The organism is Streptomyces sp. NPDC102402, assembly GCF_044765765.1.
Classification (GTDB): domain Bacteria; phylum Actinomycetota; class Actinomycetes; order Streptomycetales; family Streptomycetaceae; genus Streptomyces.
This window is the reverse complement of sequence record NZ_JBIWKR010000007.1, coordinates 100700-116288: the sequence shown is the minus strand read 5'-3', so window position 1 is coordinate 116288 and position 15589 is coordinate 100700. Positions and strand designations below refer to the sequence as shown.

The following is a 15589-nucleotide window of genomic DNA, read 5'->3' as shown; positions in this document are numbered from 1 at the left end:
CCGCCCCGGCGGTCAGGAGCCGGTGGACATCTTGTCCTCGTAATCCGAGTCGGAAGCGCTGTTCTGCGACCCGAAATCGATGGTCGCGATCGGCTGCCCCGGCGACGGCGGCTGGGAACCGTCGGACATCTCGGCGTCGGACTCGCTGCTGGAACCGCTGTCGCTGTCGGGCGCCGGTGCCGGGACGTCGAGCAGGGTGTACGTCGTGCCGGCCTTGGTCACCCAGCCCGCGGCGATGTACGACTCGATCTGCTTGTCCCGGCGGTCCTTGGGGATGTCCGTGCGGGTCATGGCCTGCGCGTGGGCGTCCGCGGTGATGGTGGCGGGGGTCTTGCCCTGAGCCCTGTGTTCCTCGTAGTCCTTGTACGCGAGGAAGGTGCCCTTGTCCTGGGACAGCGCCACCAGGGCGAAGCTCTGCATCTCGTCCTCGGTCAGCTGTGTCCTGCCACCGAGCGCTTCCTTGGCGTACGTGTAGTAGTGCGCCAGGTCGCTCGGGTCGCTGCCCGACCTGATCAGGTCGTTGATGTCCGGCTCGTTCTCCCACGTTCGGTAGTGGGCCTTGTCCAGGTAGATGTCGATGCCGACCGGAATCATCACGTGGTGGTGATTGCCCGTGGCCGCCGCGTACCTCACCTCGAAGCGGAGGTCGCCCTTGCTGACCCCCACCAGTGCCTGCTCGATCCGGCGCCACATGCCGGTGCCCTGGTTCAGCGACCACTGGGGGACGATGTTCTGCGCGACGTCGTCGCCGCCCACCTCCAGTCCCATGACATGGCCGCGGTCGTAGCCGGCCCCGCCGAACAGGTCCTTCCACACCTGCGGCTCGGTGGGCGCCGCCGTGCCCTTGCGTTTCTGCCCCTTGTAGGCCTGGTGCAGGGACTTGACGGCGATCGGGTTCGGGGCCGCCGCCCGCCCCTTCGTGCCGGTCGGATTGATGGGACCGGTCACGCGCTGCGGGCGTTTGATCTTCAGGGCGTACGCGGGATCGGCGTTCTCCCTGGAAGGCGCGTAGTGGGTGACGGTCGCGTCCTCCAGTGTGGTGACGCTCTTCCGCTGCACCGCCTCCGTCTGTACCGACCCCGCCTGCGCCGGCGCCGTGTGCCCGCAGTCCTCCGGCGCGCGCTGGACGTCCGGTGCCGGCCCGGACAGGACCTTGCGGGCGTTGGCCTCGGCGGCCCGCTCGAAGCGGTCGCCCGGATCCGACACCGAGAACCCGTGGTCGGTGGCGGTGCCCGACACCGGCCCCTCGCGCTGCTGCACGACATGGGTGAGCTCATGCGCGAGGGTGTGCTTGTCGCCGCCGCCCGCGCCGATCACGACATGGCTGCCCGAGGTGTACGCGCGCGCTCCGATGGCCTGGGCCGAGCGGGCGGCCGCGGCCCCCGTGTGCAGTCGTACGGCGGAGAAGTCGGTCCGGAAGCGGGACTCCATGTCCCGGCGGACCGGCGCGGCGAGCGGCTTGCCGGCCGAGCGCAGCACCTCGTGCACCCCGGGGTCCGGCGCCTCCACGACGGGCCCGGGGCGGGCGCGGCGGGCGATCATCGCGGTCACCGCGGCGTTGCCCGCGCCACGCTGTCCCGCCCGGAGGGCGGCGGCGGTGAGCGGCGGCGGTACGGCGGAGCCGAGGGAGGTCTCCTGGCGGGCCGCGGCCGGCCCACGCGTGGCGGACGGCCGGTTCTCCTGCTGCTCGGCGTGCGCCCCGGACGTCCGCAATTGGTTGCCTCCTCGTCGGCACGGCACTCCCGCTCATTCCAGTCGACCGCGCGGCCGTGCGAGCTGTCCAGGCCCGTACGGGCACCACGAGGGCAGGTCCGGGCGACGGCCGGACGGGTCGCACGGGCAGAGGAAGGCAGCGATCCTGCCCCTGATCATGCCCCCGCGTCCCTGTCGTCCCGGCGGACCCCCGCGCAGACTCGACCTGGACACAGGTGAACGACCCGCAGGACGCGAAGGAGCGAGCATGCCGACGTACCTCACCCCGGGCGTGTACGTGGAGGAGGTGCAGTCCGGTGCCCGACCGATCGAAGGGGTCGGCACCGCCGTCGCCGCGTTCGTCGGGTTCGCCAGGAGCGGCCCGTTCCACGCACCGACACTGGTCACCAGCTGGGACCAGTACACCCAGACGTTCGGTGGCTTCAGCGAGGGCGCCTATCTGCCCCTCTCGGTCCACGGCTACTTCGCCAACGGCGGCGGCGCCGCGTACATCGTGCGGATCGGCGGCCAGGCCGAGGACGCCTCCGCCCCGTCGGCCGACGGCGGGCGGCGCGCGCCCGAGCCGGTGGCGCTCGGCGGCTTCCTCGTCGCAGCCAGGCAGGGCGTGACCGGCGTGTCGGTCGAGGTCGCCGACGTGGACGGCGAGAACCCGCCGGAGGACCGCTTCAAGGTCCTGGTCCGCCAGGGCGACCAGGTCGTGGAGACCTACGAGGCCTCCACCCGCAAGAACGTCAAGGGATACCTGGTCAGCCAGGCCCGCGCCTCCAAGCTGATCCAGGTCACCGAGCAGCAGGGCGCCGCCCAGGCCAGGCCCGCCGCCCAGACCCTGGCCGTGCCCGACGCCCCGGCCGCGCCCGCGCCGGGCGGCTCGGGTGAGGTGGCCCGCCTCGACCCGGCGGAGTACGTCGGCGACGCCGCCGCCCGCACCGGGTTCGGCGGCCTGGAGACCATCGACGAGATCACCATGGTCGCCGTGCCGGACCTGATGAGCGCCCATCAGCGCGGCGACATCGACGCCGAGGGCGTGCGCACCGTGCAGCTCGCGGTGATCTCACACTGCGAGCAGATGGGCGACCGCGTCGCCGTCCTGGACGCCCCGCCCGGCCTGGGCGCCCAGCAGGTGCGCGCCTGGCGCAACGACGAGGCCGGCTACGACTCCCGGTACGCCACCCTCTACTACCCCTGGATCCGCGTCTTCGATCCGGCCACCGGACGCAACACCACCGTCCCGCCGAGCGGCCATGTCGCCGGGGTGTGGGCACGCAGCGACGGCGAGCGCGGTGTGCACAAGGCGCCGGCCAACGAGGTCATCCGCGGAGCGGTGGACCTGGAGCTCCGGCTCAGCAAGGGCGAGCAGGACCTGCTCAACCCGATCGGCGTCAACTGCGTGCGGGCCTTCCCCGGACGCGGCATCCGCATCTGGGGTGCCCGCACCCTCTCCTCCGACCCGGCCTGGCGCTACCTGAACGTGCGCCGCCTCTTCAACTACCTGGAGGAGTCCATCCTCCTGGGCACCCAGTGGGTGGTCTTCGAGCCGAACGACGACCGGCTGTGGTCCAGCATCCGGCGTAACGTCACCGCGTTCCTCACCGAGGAGTGGCGTAGGGGCGCGCTGTTCGGCCGCACGGCCGAGGAGGCGTTCTACGTCAAGTGCGACCGGGACAACAATCCGCCGGAGTCCATCGACCAGGGCCGTGTCATCTGTGAGATCGGCGTCTCGCCGGTCAAGCCCGCCGAGTTCGTGGTGTTCCGGCTGGCCCAGTTCTCCGACAGCACCAGCCTCATCGACGAGTGACCCCGTACCGGAAGAACGAACAGCTCAGCAAGGGAAGGTGACTGACAGTCATGGCAACGGGCGATGCTCTTTCCACCCATGTCTTCGGCGTGCAGCTCGGCGGCTACCTGGTCGAGTCGGTCCAGGAGATCAGCGGGCTGACCGTCGAGGAGGAGGTCGTCGAGGTACGCCAGGTCAGCGCGGAGGGCAAGCAGATCATCCGCAAGCAGCCCGGCGCCCGCCAGGCCGGTGAGATCACGATCACCCGAGGGCTCGACCAGAGCGGTGAGTTCACCGACTGGATCAAGGAGACCCTGAACAACGGCGCCGTGAACTCCGCGCGGCAGAACCTCACGATCGAGATCAAGGACAGCGAGGGCAACACGGTCCGCCGTATCCAGCTGATGCAGGGCTGGGCCTCCAAGTGGGAGGGGCCCTCCCTGAAGGCGGGCGAGTCGGCCGCGGCCACCGAGTCCGTGACGATCGTGTTCGAAGAGATCATCGTCGAATGAGGCGCCGTACCGTCACCGCGGGCAACCTGGAGGAGATCCTCCAGGCCACCGCGCCCGCCCCGGCGCCGGAGCAGGCGGCGGCACCCCCCGCCCCCGCCGCTCCGGTGCCGCACCGGGAGGAGAACGCGCTGCGCACCGAGTTCGAGTTCGAGCTGCCGCGCGGCTATGTGGACGAGGCGGGCACCGTGCACCGGCACGGCTCGATGCGCCTGGCCACCGCCCGTGACGAACTGCGCCCGCAGATCGACCTCAGGGTCAAGGAGAACCCGGCGTACCTGAGCGTGGTGCTGCTGAGCCAGGTGATCACCCGGATCGGCACCGTCACCGATGTGCACGCCGGGGTCGTGGAGCGAATGTACGCCACCGACGTCGCCTTCCTCCAGGACTTCTACCGCCGGGTCAACAGCGAGGGCCACACCAGGGCCGCGGTGACCTGCCCGCACTGCGAGGGCGGCTTCGAGGTCGACCTCTCGGGTGGGCGCCTGGGGGAATCGTGACGTACGCCCTTCCCCGGCTCCGGGAGGAGATCGCGTACATCGCCTATCACTTCCACTGGCAACGCGAGGAGATCCTCGACCTGACCCACGGCGAACGGCAGCAGTGGGTGGCCGAGATCGCCCGTATCAACACCCGCGTGAACGAAGGCGGTTGAGCACATGGGATGGCGCGACAGGCTGCGCCGCCGGGGCGCGGCGCCTGCCGCGGCCCCGGCCCAGGGGGCGCCCGGCACGCCGGGTGCCGCCGCGCCCGACGTCCCGGCGCCTTCCGTGCCCGGTGACTGGGACGGAGGCTGGCGCCGCACCGCCGCGCCGGAACTCACCGTGTCCCGCGCCCCGCTGGGCGTCAGCGACGGCCTCGCCTTCCGCGCGGGCCTGGCGGCCTGGCAGAACCCGTCGTTCGGCAGCGGCCTCGGGCACGCGCTGCTGCCCGCCGCTCCCGCCGGCGTGGTGCGCGGCGTCGCCCGCACGGCGGCTCCGCGCGCCGCGCACACCGCCGGGGGACCGCTGCTGCTGAGGGCGCTGCGGCCGGAAGGCACGGAGGGCATGGCGACGGCCGACGGGGCGCCCGAGGCCGCCCGGCGGCCGGTCGCGGGGGAGCGGAAGCCGGGCGCGACGGGATCACGCCCGGGCACCTCCGCCGCAGGGCCGTCCGGCGCCGCTGACGGCACCCGCGCGGGAAGGGCGGGGCAGAGTGGCGCGGTTGTCCGGTCCCGTGGCCTCACGGCCGCGGATTCCCCCGCCGTCCTCGGGGCCTCACCGGCCGCCGTCCAGCGGGCCGTGGAGCCGGGCACGAGCCCGGTCGTGGCCCCCTCCGGCACCGGCCGTCCGCCGCTCGCCGCCAGGACTCCGCCCGCCGCCAGGACTCCGCTCGTACGGCGGGTGGCGGTCGTGCCGCCCGCAGCCGAGGTCCGGCCCCCCTCCGAACCTGACCCCGGGCGGGCGCCCGCGGCCCGGAGCGCCTCCGGGCGCCGTACGCCTCCGGACCCCACGGCCCGACGCGGCGTCACGGAGGTGCTCGGGCCGCACCCGGAACCATCCCGTACGCCCGGCGCCGACGGGTCCCGCACGGCGGTCCGGCCCAGCCCGGGGCCTCGGCTGACCGTCGCCCGCCGCCCGGCCGGACCCGTGCGCCGCGTCGCGGCGGTGCGGCCCGCGACCCCTCCGGCGCCCACGCGCGACGTCTCCGGCACCACCGCCACACCCGTCGGCAGGAGCGCGGGGTCCTCCGGGCCCGCCACACCGGCCGGCACGAGTGCCGACCACTCCGCCCCCGTGCAGCGCGCCGCCACACCCTCGCGCGGTCGCGCCCCGCTCGGCGCCCCTTTCGCTGAACTGCCTTCTACGGCAAGGCCGTTGGGGCGCGATGCCGCGCCCGGCGCCGAACCGGCGCCCGGCCCGACCCTGCCCGTCGTCCAGCGCCAGGGCGGCACACCCGTGCCGTACGACAGCGGTACGAGCGCCACCGGGGGAGCGGCATCCCCGGCCCCGGCCGACGCCCCGCGCCGGACCCCGGCCGACCCCCCGCGCCGGACCGCGGCCCCGCGCGCCTCGGGTGCCCGCACGCGCGGTGGCCTGGGAGCTCCGCTGCCCGAGCTGCCACCGAGCGCCGCGCTGCCCGGGTCCGTCGCGTCCCCTGCCCCTCGTGACTCCCGCGCCTCTGGTACGGGACCCGTTCCGGACGTTCAGCGCGCTCCCGGAGCGGACGCTCCGCTGCTGGGGACGGCCGACGGCCGGCGCAGCCTCGTGGAGCACTCCACCACCGGCGGCACCACCACCGGCGGCACCACCACCGGGGCCACTCCCGAGGCCCACGGAAACGGACCCGCCACGCCGCTGGTGACGACCTCCCAGGCCGCCGCCCCCGACCGCCCGGATCCGGCGAACGCCGTAGCCGCGGCAGGGGCGGCAGCGGCAGGAAAGCCGTCCGGTGGGGTGAGCGCGGGCGGGACCGGCTCGGGCGGACCGCGCGCTGACGGGCCGGCCTCCGGCCACCGGGCGGACGGACCGCGCTCCGGCGGGCACTCCGGTGGGCATCGGCCCCGTCGCCCCGCCGTCCCGGGCCCCGTCGTCGTGGCCAGAGCCGTGTCACCGGGCACCGCCGGTATCCGGACCGCAGGCTCGGCAGACCCGCGCCCCCTCACTTCGACCGGCTCCGCGGCACACTCGGCCACGGCGGCTCCCCGCACGCTCTCGCTCCTGGCGGCCCGCCCGCTCACCCTGAGCTCCCGGCTGCCGGACGGGGCGGCACCGCCCGTCGTCGCCCGCTCCGGCGGCCGTCCCGTGGTGGCGGCGCGATGGCCCGGTGCACCGGCCGCCGCCCAGGGCGACACCCCGTCACCGCACGGGGCGCCCGCACACCGGGCCGGCCGGTCGCCCGTCTCCCCGGCCGCTCGCCCAGGCGGCTCCGGGACACCCGTGAGCCCGCTGCCCGGCCGGCCCGCGCCCGCCCCGGCCACACCGCGGGTCCAGCGAGCCGCGACCACGCACTTCGAACCGGAGGGCACGCCGGGCAGGCCGAGCGCACCGGGCCGTGACGCGGGCGCGGAGCCGTCCGGCTCCCCGGCCCCTGTTCAGCGCGTCCCGGTCGTGCGCCCCGCGCCGCCCCGCCCCGTGACCGCGGGCGGGGCCGTCGCCGTGCCCCCGAAGCCCCTGCCGGTGACCGCCCCGCAGGCGCCGCCGCTCGCCGACCGCCCGGTGGGCGTCCCGGCACCGGTGGGATCCCTCCCGGGATCACTTCCCGCGGTCCGGCCGAGGACGGTCGTCGCGCCGGGCGCGAACGACCCGGTGCAGCGCGACGCCGTCGCCGGCCTGCCCAAGGGCGTACAGGCCAAGGAGACTCCGGCGCGCGGCCGTCCGCGGTCGTCGTCCGCGCCCCCCGCCCCCACCCCGGCCTCCACCTCGGGCAAGGCGGCTTCCCGCCGCCGTCCCGAGAGCCCCCAGGACGACCCCGGCCTCGACCTCGACGACCTGGCACGCCGTCTGATCGACCCCGTGTCGCGGCTGCTGCGGACCGAGTTGCGGCGCGGCCGGGAACGCACCGGCCGCCCCCACGACGGACGCCGCTGAGGCACGCCATGGACGATGACCGACCGGACGACGAACGATTGACGGGCGAGTGACGGACCGATGACCGACAGCATCTTCGCGACGAGCGTGTTCTTCCGGCTCGCGATCGGCGGCAACGACCTGGGCGCCTTCCACACGTGCTCCGGCATGGGCGCCGAGGTCGAGATGGAGACGTACGCCGAGGGCGGGAACAACGGTTTCACCTGGCAGCTGCCGGGCCGCGTGAGCTGGTCCAACATCACGTTCACCCGGCCCGTCACCACCGACACGGCGAAGATCGCCCGCTGGCTCGACGAGACGCTGAAGCGGGTGGAGCCCAAGGACGGCGAGATCGTGGCGCTGAAACCGGATCTCACGCCGATCATCAGCTGGCAGGTGTCAGGGATCGTCCCGGTGCGCTGGCAGGGCCCGTCCTTCGACCCCGCCACCTCCCAGGCGGCGGTGGAGACCCTGGAGATCGCCCACCAGGGCCTGCGCACGTCCTGACCCGGTCCCCTCACACACACCGCCCCCGACCAGCGCCCCGACAGCCGTCACAGGAAAGGAGGTCCTGCCGTGTCCCCAACACGCTCCAGCCGGGCCAGGGCCCAGCTGACCCTGAAGGAGCCCCCCACCTCCGTCGGCGCCAAGCCCGGCGGGACCATCGCCCGGCTGAACCTCCAGTTCAACCCCTCCACCCTGGAGCTGGGCAAGAGCACCGAGTGGCGGCGCACCCCGTCCCGGATGGCGGGTCAGTCGGCGCTGCCGGAATTCGTCGGCAGCGGCCCGCGCACGCTCAGCCTGGAGGTGTTCCTGGACGCCACCGCCACCCACGACAACTCCGTGGAGCTGGCGGTCGAGAAGCTGATGAAGGGGTGCGTGCCGACGCCGGCCAGCCTGGGCCGCAAGAAGCCCGCCAGCCCGTGGGTGCGGTTCGAGTGGGGTACGGCGCGTACGACGTCGTTCGACGGGGTGCTGTCGAGCCTGTCCGTGAGCTACACGCTGTTCGACGTGGACGGCAGACCGCTGCGGGCCACCTGCTCGCTGTCCATCGAGGAGGCGAGTGTCGACCCGGCGGGCCAGAACCCGACGTCCGGATCGCGCACCGCCCGCAGCACGCACACCGTGGTGGCGGGCGACAGCCTGGCCTTGCTGGCCTGGCGGGAGTACGGCGACGCGACGGCCTGGCGGGTCATCGCGGAGGCCAACGACATAGACGACCCGATGGCTCTCGTACCCGGCACCGAACTGGTGCTGCCGGGGCTGCGTGACGCGGGCGCCGAGGAGGACCAGTGAGCACACCCGAGGCGCCGGGCGGCCGGTCGTTCGCGGCCGACCCGGTCATCGAGACACCCGCCGAACTCCCGCGGATCTGGGCCGCCCAGCTGGTGAACTGCGTGGTCGACGAGAACGTGGGCCTGCCGGACTCGGCCGTCCTCACCTTCCGGGACCCCGACCACGAGTTCCTCCAGAAGACCGGCATCACCATCGGGACCCCGCTGAAGGTGTCGGTGGTGACCGTCTCCGGGCAGGCACGCGAGCGGCTGTTCAGCGGCGAGGTGACCGCCCTGGAGCTGGACCGGGACCGCACGGGTTCGTTCACGGTGGTGCGCGCCTACTCCAAGGCGCACCGCCTTCAGCGGGGCCGCAAGGTCGTGGCGTACCGGAACATGACGGCGGCGGCGATCGTCCGCAAGGTGGCCGCCGGGGCCGGGCTGACCTGCGGGACGGTCGAGGCCGAGCCGGTCACCTACCAGCAGCTGTCGCAGGCCAACGTGTCCGACTGGGACTTCCTGCAGTTCCTCGCGGGGGAGAGCGGCGCGCAGGTGCGGGTCGACGACAAGGGGCTGCTGCAGTTCACCAAGCCGCGGAAGGCGTCCGGCGCGCCCGCCCCGTCGACCCCGGCGACGCGCAGCCCGATGGTGCTGGAGTACGGGCGCAACCTGCTGGCGCTGCGGGCCTCCCTGTCGGCCGCGGACGGCGCGCAGCAGGTGGAGGTGCGCGGGTGGGACGTCGCCAACAAGCAGCCGCTGGTGGCCCGCAAGGCGTCGGTGGACAGCGACACGGTGGTGCCGGGACTGAGCCCGGCGTTCGCCGCCCGCTTCGGCAAGTCGTCGAAGCTGACCGTCACGGACACCCCGTACCGCACCCACGCCGAGACGAAGGCGGTCGCGGACGCCACGGCCGCCGAAGTCAGCGCCGGGTTCGCCGAGCTGGAGGCGCTCGTCGAGGGCAACCCCAAGCTGCGTGCGGGTAAACCGGTGGCGCTCGGCAACGTCGGGCAGGCGTTCTCCGGGAAGTACACGACGACCGCGGTGCAGCACGTCCTCGAACCGCACGGCGGATTCCGGACGACGGTGTGGGTGAGCGCCAGTCCGGACCGCTCCCTGACGGGCCTGGTGACCGGCGCGAACGCGCCCGGCCGCGGACCCCGCATGCCCGGCCTGGCCATCGGGGTGGTGACCGACGTACGCGAACCCGGCGGCGCCGAGTCCGGCGGCGTACGGCTGAAGTTCCCCTGGCTGGACGACACCTACGTCACCGACTGGGTGCGCACCGTGCAATGGGGCGGCAAGGGCGGTGGCGGCGTGTTCAGCCCCGAGGTCAACGACGAGGTACTGGTCGGCTTCGAACAGGGCCTCCTGGACAGTCCGTACGTCATCGGCGGGCTCTACAACGGCGTGGACAAGCCCTCGCCGCACGACGTCCCGCTGGTCGACAGGACCACCGGGAAGGTCAACCGGCGCTCCCTGGTGTCGCGTTCGGGGCACCGGGTGGAGCTGCTGGACGCGCGGGCGCCCGGCAGCTCAGGGGTGCGGCTGACGAGCGCCGACGAGCGCCTCGAAGTGTTCCTGGACAACCGGCGGGGCCGGATCGAGCTGACCGTCTACGCCGCGAAGGGGCGTCAGCGGCCCCTCAGCTCCGTCCTGCTCGACAAGAAGGGCATCACCCTGGACGCGGGGCGCGGCGACGTGAGCGTGTCGGGGCGGAACGTGGACATCCAGGGCCGGGTCGGGGTGAAGATCGGCGGCCGCACGGTGAGCGTCAACGGTTCGTCGGACGTCACCGTCGACGGCGGTCTGCTGGGCGTCCTCAAGGCCAAGCTCATCCGGATCAACTGACCTCCGTCCCCCCGACGGTCCCACCATCCCCAAGGAGTCCGCATGCCGGCCGCAGCCCGTACCGGTGATCCCACCAACCACGGCGGCGTGATCGCCCTGCCGGCCGGTCCCGCCGCCCAGGCGGTGCTGCGCGTACTGATCGGCGGCCGTCCGGCGGCCGTGACCACGGGTCTCCCCGGCCCCCCGGGCAGCGTGCACGCCTGCGTCATGCCCCCGCACCTGGCCCTGGGGCCGGGCAACGTGGTCATGCCCGACCCCGCCGCGCTCGCCCGGGGCCAGGTCCTCATCGGCGGGCTGCCGGCCGCGAAGATGCGCGACAGGACCACGTGCGGCGCGATGATCTCCGGCGGTGCCCTGAACGTCCTGATCGGGGGCGTGTGATGAGCGACCGGTTCATCGGCCGCGGCTGGGCGTTCCCGCTGCGGGTCGGGCCGACAGGCGGGATCGGCATGGTCGAACGGGAGCGTGAGATCGAGGAGGCGATCCGCCTGGTCCTCGGCACCGCTCCCGGCGAGCGGCCCATGCGCCCCGAGTTCGGCTGCGGCATCCACGACTACGTCTTCGCGCCCGGCGACGGTGCCACCGCCGGGCGGATCGCCCAACGGGTGCGCGAGGCCCTGGAGCGGTGGGAACCGCGCATCACGGTGGACGACGTGGTGGTCGCCTTCGACGCCATCGAGGACGGCACCCTCTACATCGACGTGCACTACACCCTGCGTTCCACCAACGACCGGCGCAACCTGGTCTTTCCCTTCTACACGATCCCCTCCGAGGAGGGGGCCGAGGAATGGGGCGCCGCCTGATGGCCCTGCCCTCCCCCAACCTTGACGACCGGCGGTTCCAGCAGCTCGTCGACGAGGCGAAGCGGTACGTGCAGCAGCGTGCCCCGGAGTGGACCGACCACAACGTCTCCGACCCGGGCGTCACCCTGATCGAGACGTTCGCCTACCTCGTGGACCAGCTGCTGTACCGGCTGAACCGGGTCCCCGACAAGAACTACACCGCCTTCCTGGACCTGCTCGGCATCCGCCTGTTCCCGCCGGCCGCGGCGGTGGCCGAGGTCGACTTCTGGCTTTCGGCGCCGCAGCCCGACACGGTGACCCTGACCCCGGGCACCGAGGTGGCCACCGCGGGAGGGGAGGCCGAAGAGGCCGTGGTGTTCACCACCACGGACGAACTGCGGATCGTGCCCAGTGAGTTGATCCGCCTGGTGACCGCGTCCCGCGCCGGTGAGCAGACGGACCGGACCGGTGAGCTCACCGAAGGCCGCGACATCCCCGCCTTCCAGGCGGCACCCCAGCCCGGTGACGCGCTGCTGTTCGGCATGCCGACGGCGGTGCCGCGCTGCGTGGTCGCGGTGAACCTGGACAGCCGCGTGGAGGGCATCGGCGTCGACCCCCGCCAGCCGCCGCTGGTGTGGGAGGCGTGGGACGGAGGCGGCTGGCAGGTGTGCGAGACCGGTGAGGACTCCACCGGAGGCCTGAACCGGCCGGGCGAGGTCATCGTGTACGTACCGGCCGGACACACCGCGTCGGTGATCGGCGGGACCCGGGCCGGCTGGCTGCGCTGCCGGGTCACCGAGGCGGAGCCGGGCCAGCCGTTCTACTCGGAGTCGCCGACGGTGCGCGAGGCGTCCGTGTTCACCGTGGGCGGCACCATGACCGTCGAGCACGCCGAGAGCGAGACCGACGTACCGCTGGGCACCTCGGAGGGCGTAGCCGGGCAGACGTTCCGGCTGGGCCGCCCGCCGGTCCTCCTCGACCGCGAGCCCCCGGTGGTGGAAGCGTCCTCGGCCGACGGCTGGCAGCGCTGGGACGTGGTCGAGCACTTCGGCCGCTCGGGCCCGGCCGACCGGCATGTCCAGGTCGACGCCACCACCGGCGAGTTCACCTTCCCGCCGGTGCTGCGCGAACCGGACGGCACCCTGCGGCAGTGCGGCGCCGTGCCGCCCAAGGGAGCCCAGATCCGGGTGGCCCGCTACCGCACCGGCGGCGGCCCCGCGGGCAACGTGGCCCGCGGCGCGATCTCCGTACTGCGCAGCTCCGTCCCCTACGTCGCACGGGTCGTCAACCGGGAGTCGGCCGGCGGCGGCGTCGCCGGCGAGACCCTCGCCAACGCCCGGCTGCGGGCACCGGACGCGCTGCGCATGCAGGAACGGGCCGTCACCGCCCGGGACTACGAGATCATCGCGGGCCAGGCCGCGCCCTCGGTGCGCCGGGTCCGCTGCCTGCCCGCCGCCGAAGGCGCGGGCGCCGTACGGGTGCTGGTGGTCCCGGACGCGGTGGCCGACGAGGGGGACGACCGCCTCCGCTTCGAGCAGCTCATCCCCTCCGACCAGGTCCTGCGGACCATCACCGCGAGCCTCGACGAACGCCGCCTCATCGGCACCCGCCTGGTGGTCGAGCCGCCGGTCTACCAGGGCGTCACCGTGGTCGCCAGGCTGGCGGCGGCCCCCGCCGACACCGACCGCGTCCGCGAGGCGGCCCTGGCCGCCCTCTTCCGCCACCTCAACCCGCTGGTCGGCGGCCCGGACGGCACCGGATGGCCCTTCGGCCGGCCGGCCCAGTACGGCGACGTCTTCGGCGTCCTCCAACGCGCCACCGGCAACGCCCTGATCGAGGAGATCCTGCTGTTCCCCGCCGACCCGGTCACCGGGCGGCGCGGCGCGCCGACGGACCGCGTCGACGTGGCCGCGGGCGCACTGGTCTTCTCCTACCAGCACCAGGTGGTCGTCACGGCCCTGGAGCCGGAGGGACGGGGATGAGCCGCGCCGCGATACCCGGTCTGCCGAGCCGGTACCCGATCGGCGGGCAACTGCCCGCGCTGTACGCCGACGACGACTTCGCCCAGCGCTTCACCGCGGGACTGGACACCGTCCTCGCCCCGGTGTTCGCGACCCTCGACAACCTGCCCGCCTATCTCGACCCCCGGGTGGCGCCGGCCGATTTCCTGGCCTGGCTGGCGACCTGGGTGGGTGCCGACGACGACCCGGAGTGGCCGGTGGAAAGGCGCCGCGAGACGGTCTCCCGCGCGATGGAGCTGCACCGCTGGAGCGGTACCCGGCGCGGCCTGGTCGAGGCGCTGCGGCTCGCGCTCGGCGTGCACGCCGAGGTCGTCGGGGACGGCGGCGCGGTGTGGTCGAGCACCCCCGGAGCCGATCTGCCGCCGGAGCCCCCCGCCGAGGTCCTGGTGCGGGTGTGGCCGGACCACGGGGCCCGGGCCGACCCGGCCAGGGTCCACGAGGTCGTCAGGGCCATGTGCCCGGTGCACACCGTCTGCCGGGTGGAAGTCCTGCCCGGCCCGCCCACCGACGAAGGGAGGTGACGCCATGCGTGCCTGTCCCGCGTGCGGGGCGTCCAACGGCTCCACGGACGACTTCTGCGGCAACTGCGGTGCGTACCTGGGCTGGTCGGACCGTTCGGCGCCTTCGGGCACGTCGTCGGAGCCCCCACCGCCGAGTACGTCCGCCGACCCCTCGTCCAGCACGCCGGCGGAGCCCTCGGCCCCCGGGACGTCCTCGGGGCCGTCGGTCCCTGGTACGTCGTCGGCGCCGTCGGCCACAGGCGCACCCGGCCCCACGGCTTCGGAGCCGCCGGCCCCCGGAGCGCACGCCGAACCCCCGGCCGCACCGCACGTCCCCCCGCCCGACGCCGCCCGCCCGGCCGCCGCTCCGGCGCCGCCCCCGGCCGAGGAACCGGCATCGCCCCCGGCCACCGCTCCGGCATCGCCCCCGGCCGAGGGACCGGGGTCCGCCGAGCGGGGCCGTGGCTCGTCGCTCCGCAGCCGGCTGACGGGACGCGGCCGAGGCGAGGCGCACCGCACGGGCACGGCACCCGCCGCGGGCTCACGCGGCAACGACAGCGAGGGCTCCGGGACCGCTTCCGAGCAGGGCGGGACGCCAGGCCCCGTGCCCCGGCCCGGCCCCGACGGTGCCGGATCCGCACCCTCCGCACCCGCCTTCCGCCCGACCACCGGCTCGGCGTCCCGCGCCGGTGAACCCGCCGTCACGGGCGAGGCGGCCACGGCCCGCGCCCCCCACCCCGTTCCGACTCCTCCACCCGCCCCGGTCCCCGGGAACCCGCCGGGCCCCCGGCCCCCGGCCACCCCTGCCTCCGACCCGTCGGCTCCCGCCCCCATCCAGCCCGTACGCCCCGCGAAGCCGGTGGCACGCCGCCCGGTCGTGCGCCCGGTGGAGGCTCCCGACGAGGTGGCGGGCGCGCCCTGCCCCTCCTGTGGCACCCCCAACCCGCCCGGCCGGCGGTTCTGCCGACGTTGCGCGGCCGAGCTGAACCCCGCCGCGAAGCCCGAGCCGCTGCCGTGGTGGCGCAGGGTGTGGCCGTTCCGCCGCCGGGTGCGGGCGAGTTCGGGCAGGGCGGTGCGGTTCCTGGTGATCCTGGCCGTGGTGGTGGCGCTGTGCGCGGGCGCTCTCCTGCTGCTCCCCGCCGGACGCGCCCTGTTCGAGGACACCCGGGACAAGCTGGGCAAGGCCAAACCCATCACCCCGCTGAGCATCGAGGCGAGCGCCGCATCGCCCCGGCATCCGGCCAAGAACACCACGGACGGGCTGAGCAACAGCTACTGGGGCGCACCCGCGGCCGGCGCCTCGGTGACGTACACCTTCCGCAAGCCGTTCCGACTGGTCGACCTGATCATCACCAACGGCCCCTCCAAGGAACCGGAGGACTACACCAGCGAGGCACGCGCACTCCGGATCGACCTGGAGGTGACGACGCGGGACGGCGAGCAACGGCACAAGGAACTGGCCCTCAGCGACAAGCCGGGCCCGCAGACGATCCATACCGCCCTCAGTGACGTGAAGACGGTACGCCTGACCCTGCGGGAGCCCGTGGAACTGACACCGGGACGTCAACTGGCTCTGGCGGAGGTGGAGTTCTTCCAGCGCGGCTGACCCTGGACCGGCCG

Annotated in this window: 14 protein-coding genes; 13 read left to right on the top strand and 1 reads right to left on the bottom strand. The window is 74.3% G+C overall.

The window, feature by feature from the left end; genetic code table 11:
- Positions 1 to 12: 12 nt before the first annotated feature.
- Positions 13 to 1713 carry a DUF4157 domain-containing protein gene (locus tag ACIRJR_RS21485; protein ID WP_403783122.1) on the bottom strand — a complete coding sequence of 567 codons (1701 nt, stop codon included), beginning with the start codon at positions 1711 to 1713 and terminating at the stop codon, positions 13 to 15.
- Between the two features lie 247 nt (positions 1714 to 1960).
- On the opposite strand from ACIRJR_RS21485, the gene ACIRJR_RS21480 reads away from it, so the two are divergent.
- The 13 genes from ACIRJR_RS21480 to ACIRJR_RS21420 all read left to right on the top strand — a co-directional run bounded on the left by ACIRJR_RS21480 (position 1961) and on the right by ACIRJR_RS21420 (position 15575).
- Positions 1961 to 3508 (top strand): phage tail sheath family protein, encoded by a 1548-nt coding sequence (locus tag ACIRJR_RS21480; RefSeq protein ID WP_403783119.1) that lies wholly within the window; start codon positions 1961 to 1963, stop codon positions 3506 to 3508.
- Positions 3509 to 3558: 50 nt separating this feature from the next.
- Positions 3559 to 3999 carry a phage tail protein gene (locus ACIRJR_RS21475; protein ID WP_376377545.1) on the top strand — a complete coding sequence of 147 codons (441 nt, stop codon included), beginning with the start codon at positions 3559 to 3561 and terminating at the stop codon, positions 3997 to 3999.
- Positions 3996 to 4496, top strand: a complete 501-nt coding sequence (locus tag ACIRJR_RS21470; protein ID WP_386857028.1) for a hypothetical protein — start codon at positions 3996 to 3998, stop codon at positions 4494 to 4496. Before ACIRJR_RS21475 ends, ACIRJR_RS21470 begins: the two co-directional genes overlap by 4 nt.
- A complete protein-coding gene (locus tag ACIRJR_RS21465) occupies positions 4493 to 4651 on the top strand; it encodes a DUF6760 family protein (protein WP_164992666.1) in 159 nt (52 codons plus the stop codon). Before ACIRJR_RS21470 ends, ACIRJR_RS21465 begins: the two co-directional genes overlap by 4 nt.
- Before the next feature lie 4 nt (positions 4652 to 4655).
- Complete coding sequence (locus ACIRJR_RS21460; protein ID WP_403783116.1) at positions 4656 to 7565, top strand: hypothetical protein; 2910 nt, start codon at positions 4656 to 4658, stop codon at positions 7563 to 7565.
- A 60-nt stretch (positions 7566 to 7625) separates the two neighbouring features.
- Positions 7626 to 8051, top strand: coding sequence for a phage tail protein (locus ACIRJR_RS21455; protein WP_403783113.1), 426 nt, complete (start codon positions 7626 to 7628; stop codon positions 8049 to 8051).
- 69 nt (positions 8052 to 8120) lie between these two features.
- Entirely contained in the window at positions 8121 to 8840 is a 720-nt protein-coding gene (locus ACIRJR_RS21450; RefSeq protein WP_403783110.1) for a LysM peptidoglycan-binding domain-containing protein, read from the top strand.
- Entirely contained in the window at positions 8837 to 10666 is a 1830-nt protein-coding gene (locus tag ACIRJR_RS21445; protein ID WP_403783107.1) for a VgrG-related protein, read from the top strand. The genes ACIRJR_RS21450 and ACIRJR_RS21445 overlap by 4 nt, the downstream gene beginning before the upstream one ends.
- Positions 10667 to 10708: 42 nt before the next feature.
- Positions 10709 to 11047 carry a PAAR domain-containing protein gene (locus ACIRJR_RS21440; RefSeq protein WP_403783105.1) on the top strand — a complete coding sequence of 113 codons (339 nt, stop codon included), beginning with the start codon at positions 10709 to 10711 and terminating at the stop codon, positions 11045 to 11047.
- Complete coding sequence (locus tag ACIRJR_RS21435) at positions 11047 to 11469, top strand: GPW/gp25 family protein (protein ID WP_376529553.1); 423 nt, start codon at positions 11047 to 11049, stop codon at positions 11467 to 11469. Before ACIRJR_RS21440 ends, ACIRJR_RS21435 begins: the two co-directional genes overlap by 1 nt.
- Complete coding sequence (locus tag ACIRJR_RS21430; protein WP_403783641.1) at positions 11469 to 13430, top strand: putative baseplate assembly protein; 1962 nt, start codon at positions 11469 to 11471, stop codon at positions 13428 to 13430. Before ACIRJR_RS21435 ends, ACIRJR_RS21430 begins: the two co-directional genes overlap by 1 nt.
- Positions 13427 to 13990, top strand: a complete 564-nt coding sequence (locus tag ACIRJR_RS21425; RefSeq protein ID WP_403783101.1) for a phage tail protein — start codon at positions 13427 to 13429, stop codon at positions 13988 to 13990. Before ACIRJR_RS21430 ends, ACIRJR_RS21425 begins: the two co-directional genes overlap by 4 nt.
- Before the next feature lie 4 nt (positions 13991 to 13994).
- Positions 13995 to 15575 carry an NADase-type glycan-binding domain-containing protein gene (locus tag ACIRJR_RS21420; protein ID WP_403783098.1) on the top strand — a complete coding sequence of 527 codons (1581 nt, stop codon included), beginning with the start codon at positions 13995 to 13997 and terminating at the stop codon, positions 15573 to 15575.
- The last annotated feature ends 14 nt before the right edge of the window (positions 15576 to 15589 follow it).

Bases quoted from the DNA above. Each gene is read 5' to 3' on its own strand.
- ACIRJR_RS21430 (WP_403783641.1), top strand. From the start codon at position 11,469: ATGGCCCTGCCCTCCCCCAACCTTGACGACCGGCGGTTCCAGCAGCTC.
- ACIRJR_RS21455 (WP_403783113.1), top strand. From the start codon at position 7,626: ATGACCGACAGCATCTTCGCGACGAGCGTGTTCTTCCGGCTCGCGATC.
- ACIRJR_RS21435 (WP_376529553.1), top strand. From the start codon at position 11,047: ATGAGCGACCGGTTCATCGGCCGCGGCTGGGCGTTCCCGCTGCGGGTC.
- ACIRJR_RS21480 (WP_403783119.1), top strand. From the start codon at position 1,961: ATGCCGACGTACCTCACCCCGGGCGTGTACGTGGAGGAGGTGCAGTCC.
- ACIRJR_RS21420 (WP_403783098.1), top strand. From the start codon at position 13,995: ATGCGTGCCTGTCCCGCGTGCGGGGCGTCCAACGGCTCCACGGACGAC.
- ACIRJR_RS21475 (WP_376377545.1), top strand. From the start codon at position 3,559: ATGGCAACGGGCGATGCTCTTTCCACCCATGTCTTCGGCGTGCAGCTC.
- ACIRJR_RS21425 (WP_403783101.1), top strand. From the start codon at position 13,427: ATGAGCCGCGCCGCGATACCCGGTCTGCCGAGCCGGTACCCGATCGGC.
- ACIRJR_RS21470 (WP_386857028.1), top strand. From the start codon at position 3,996: ATGAGGCGCCGTACCGTCACCGCGGGCAACCTGGAGGAGATCCTCCAG.
- ACIRJR_RS21460 (WP_403783116.1), top strand. From the start codon at position 4,656: ATGGGATGGCGCGACAGGCTGCGCCGCCGGGGCGCGGCGCCTGCCGCG.
- ACIRJR_RS21440 (WP_403783105.1), top strand. From the start codon at position 10,709: ATGCCGGCCGCAGCCCGTACCGGTGATCCCACCAACCACGGCGGCGTG.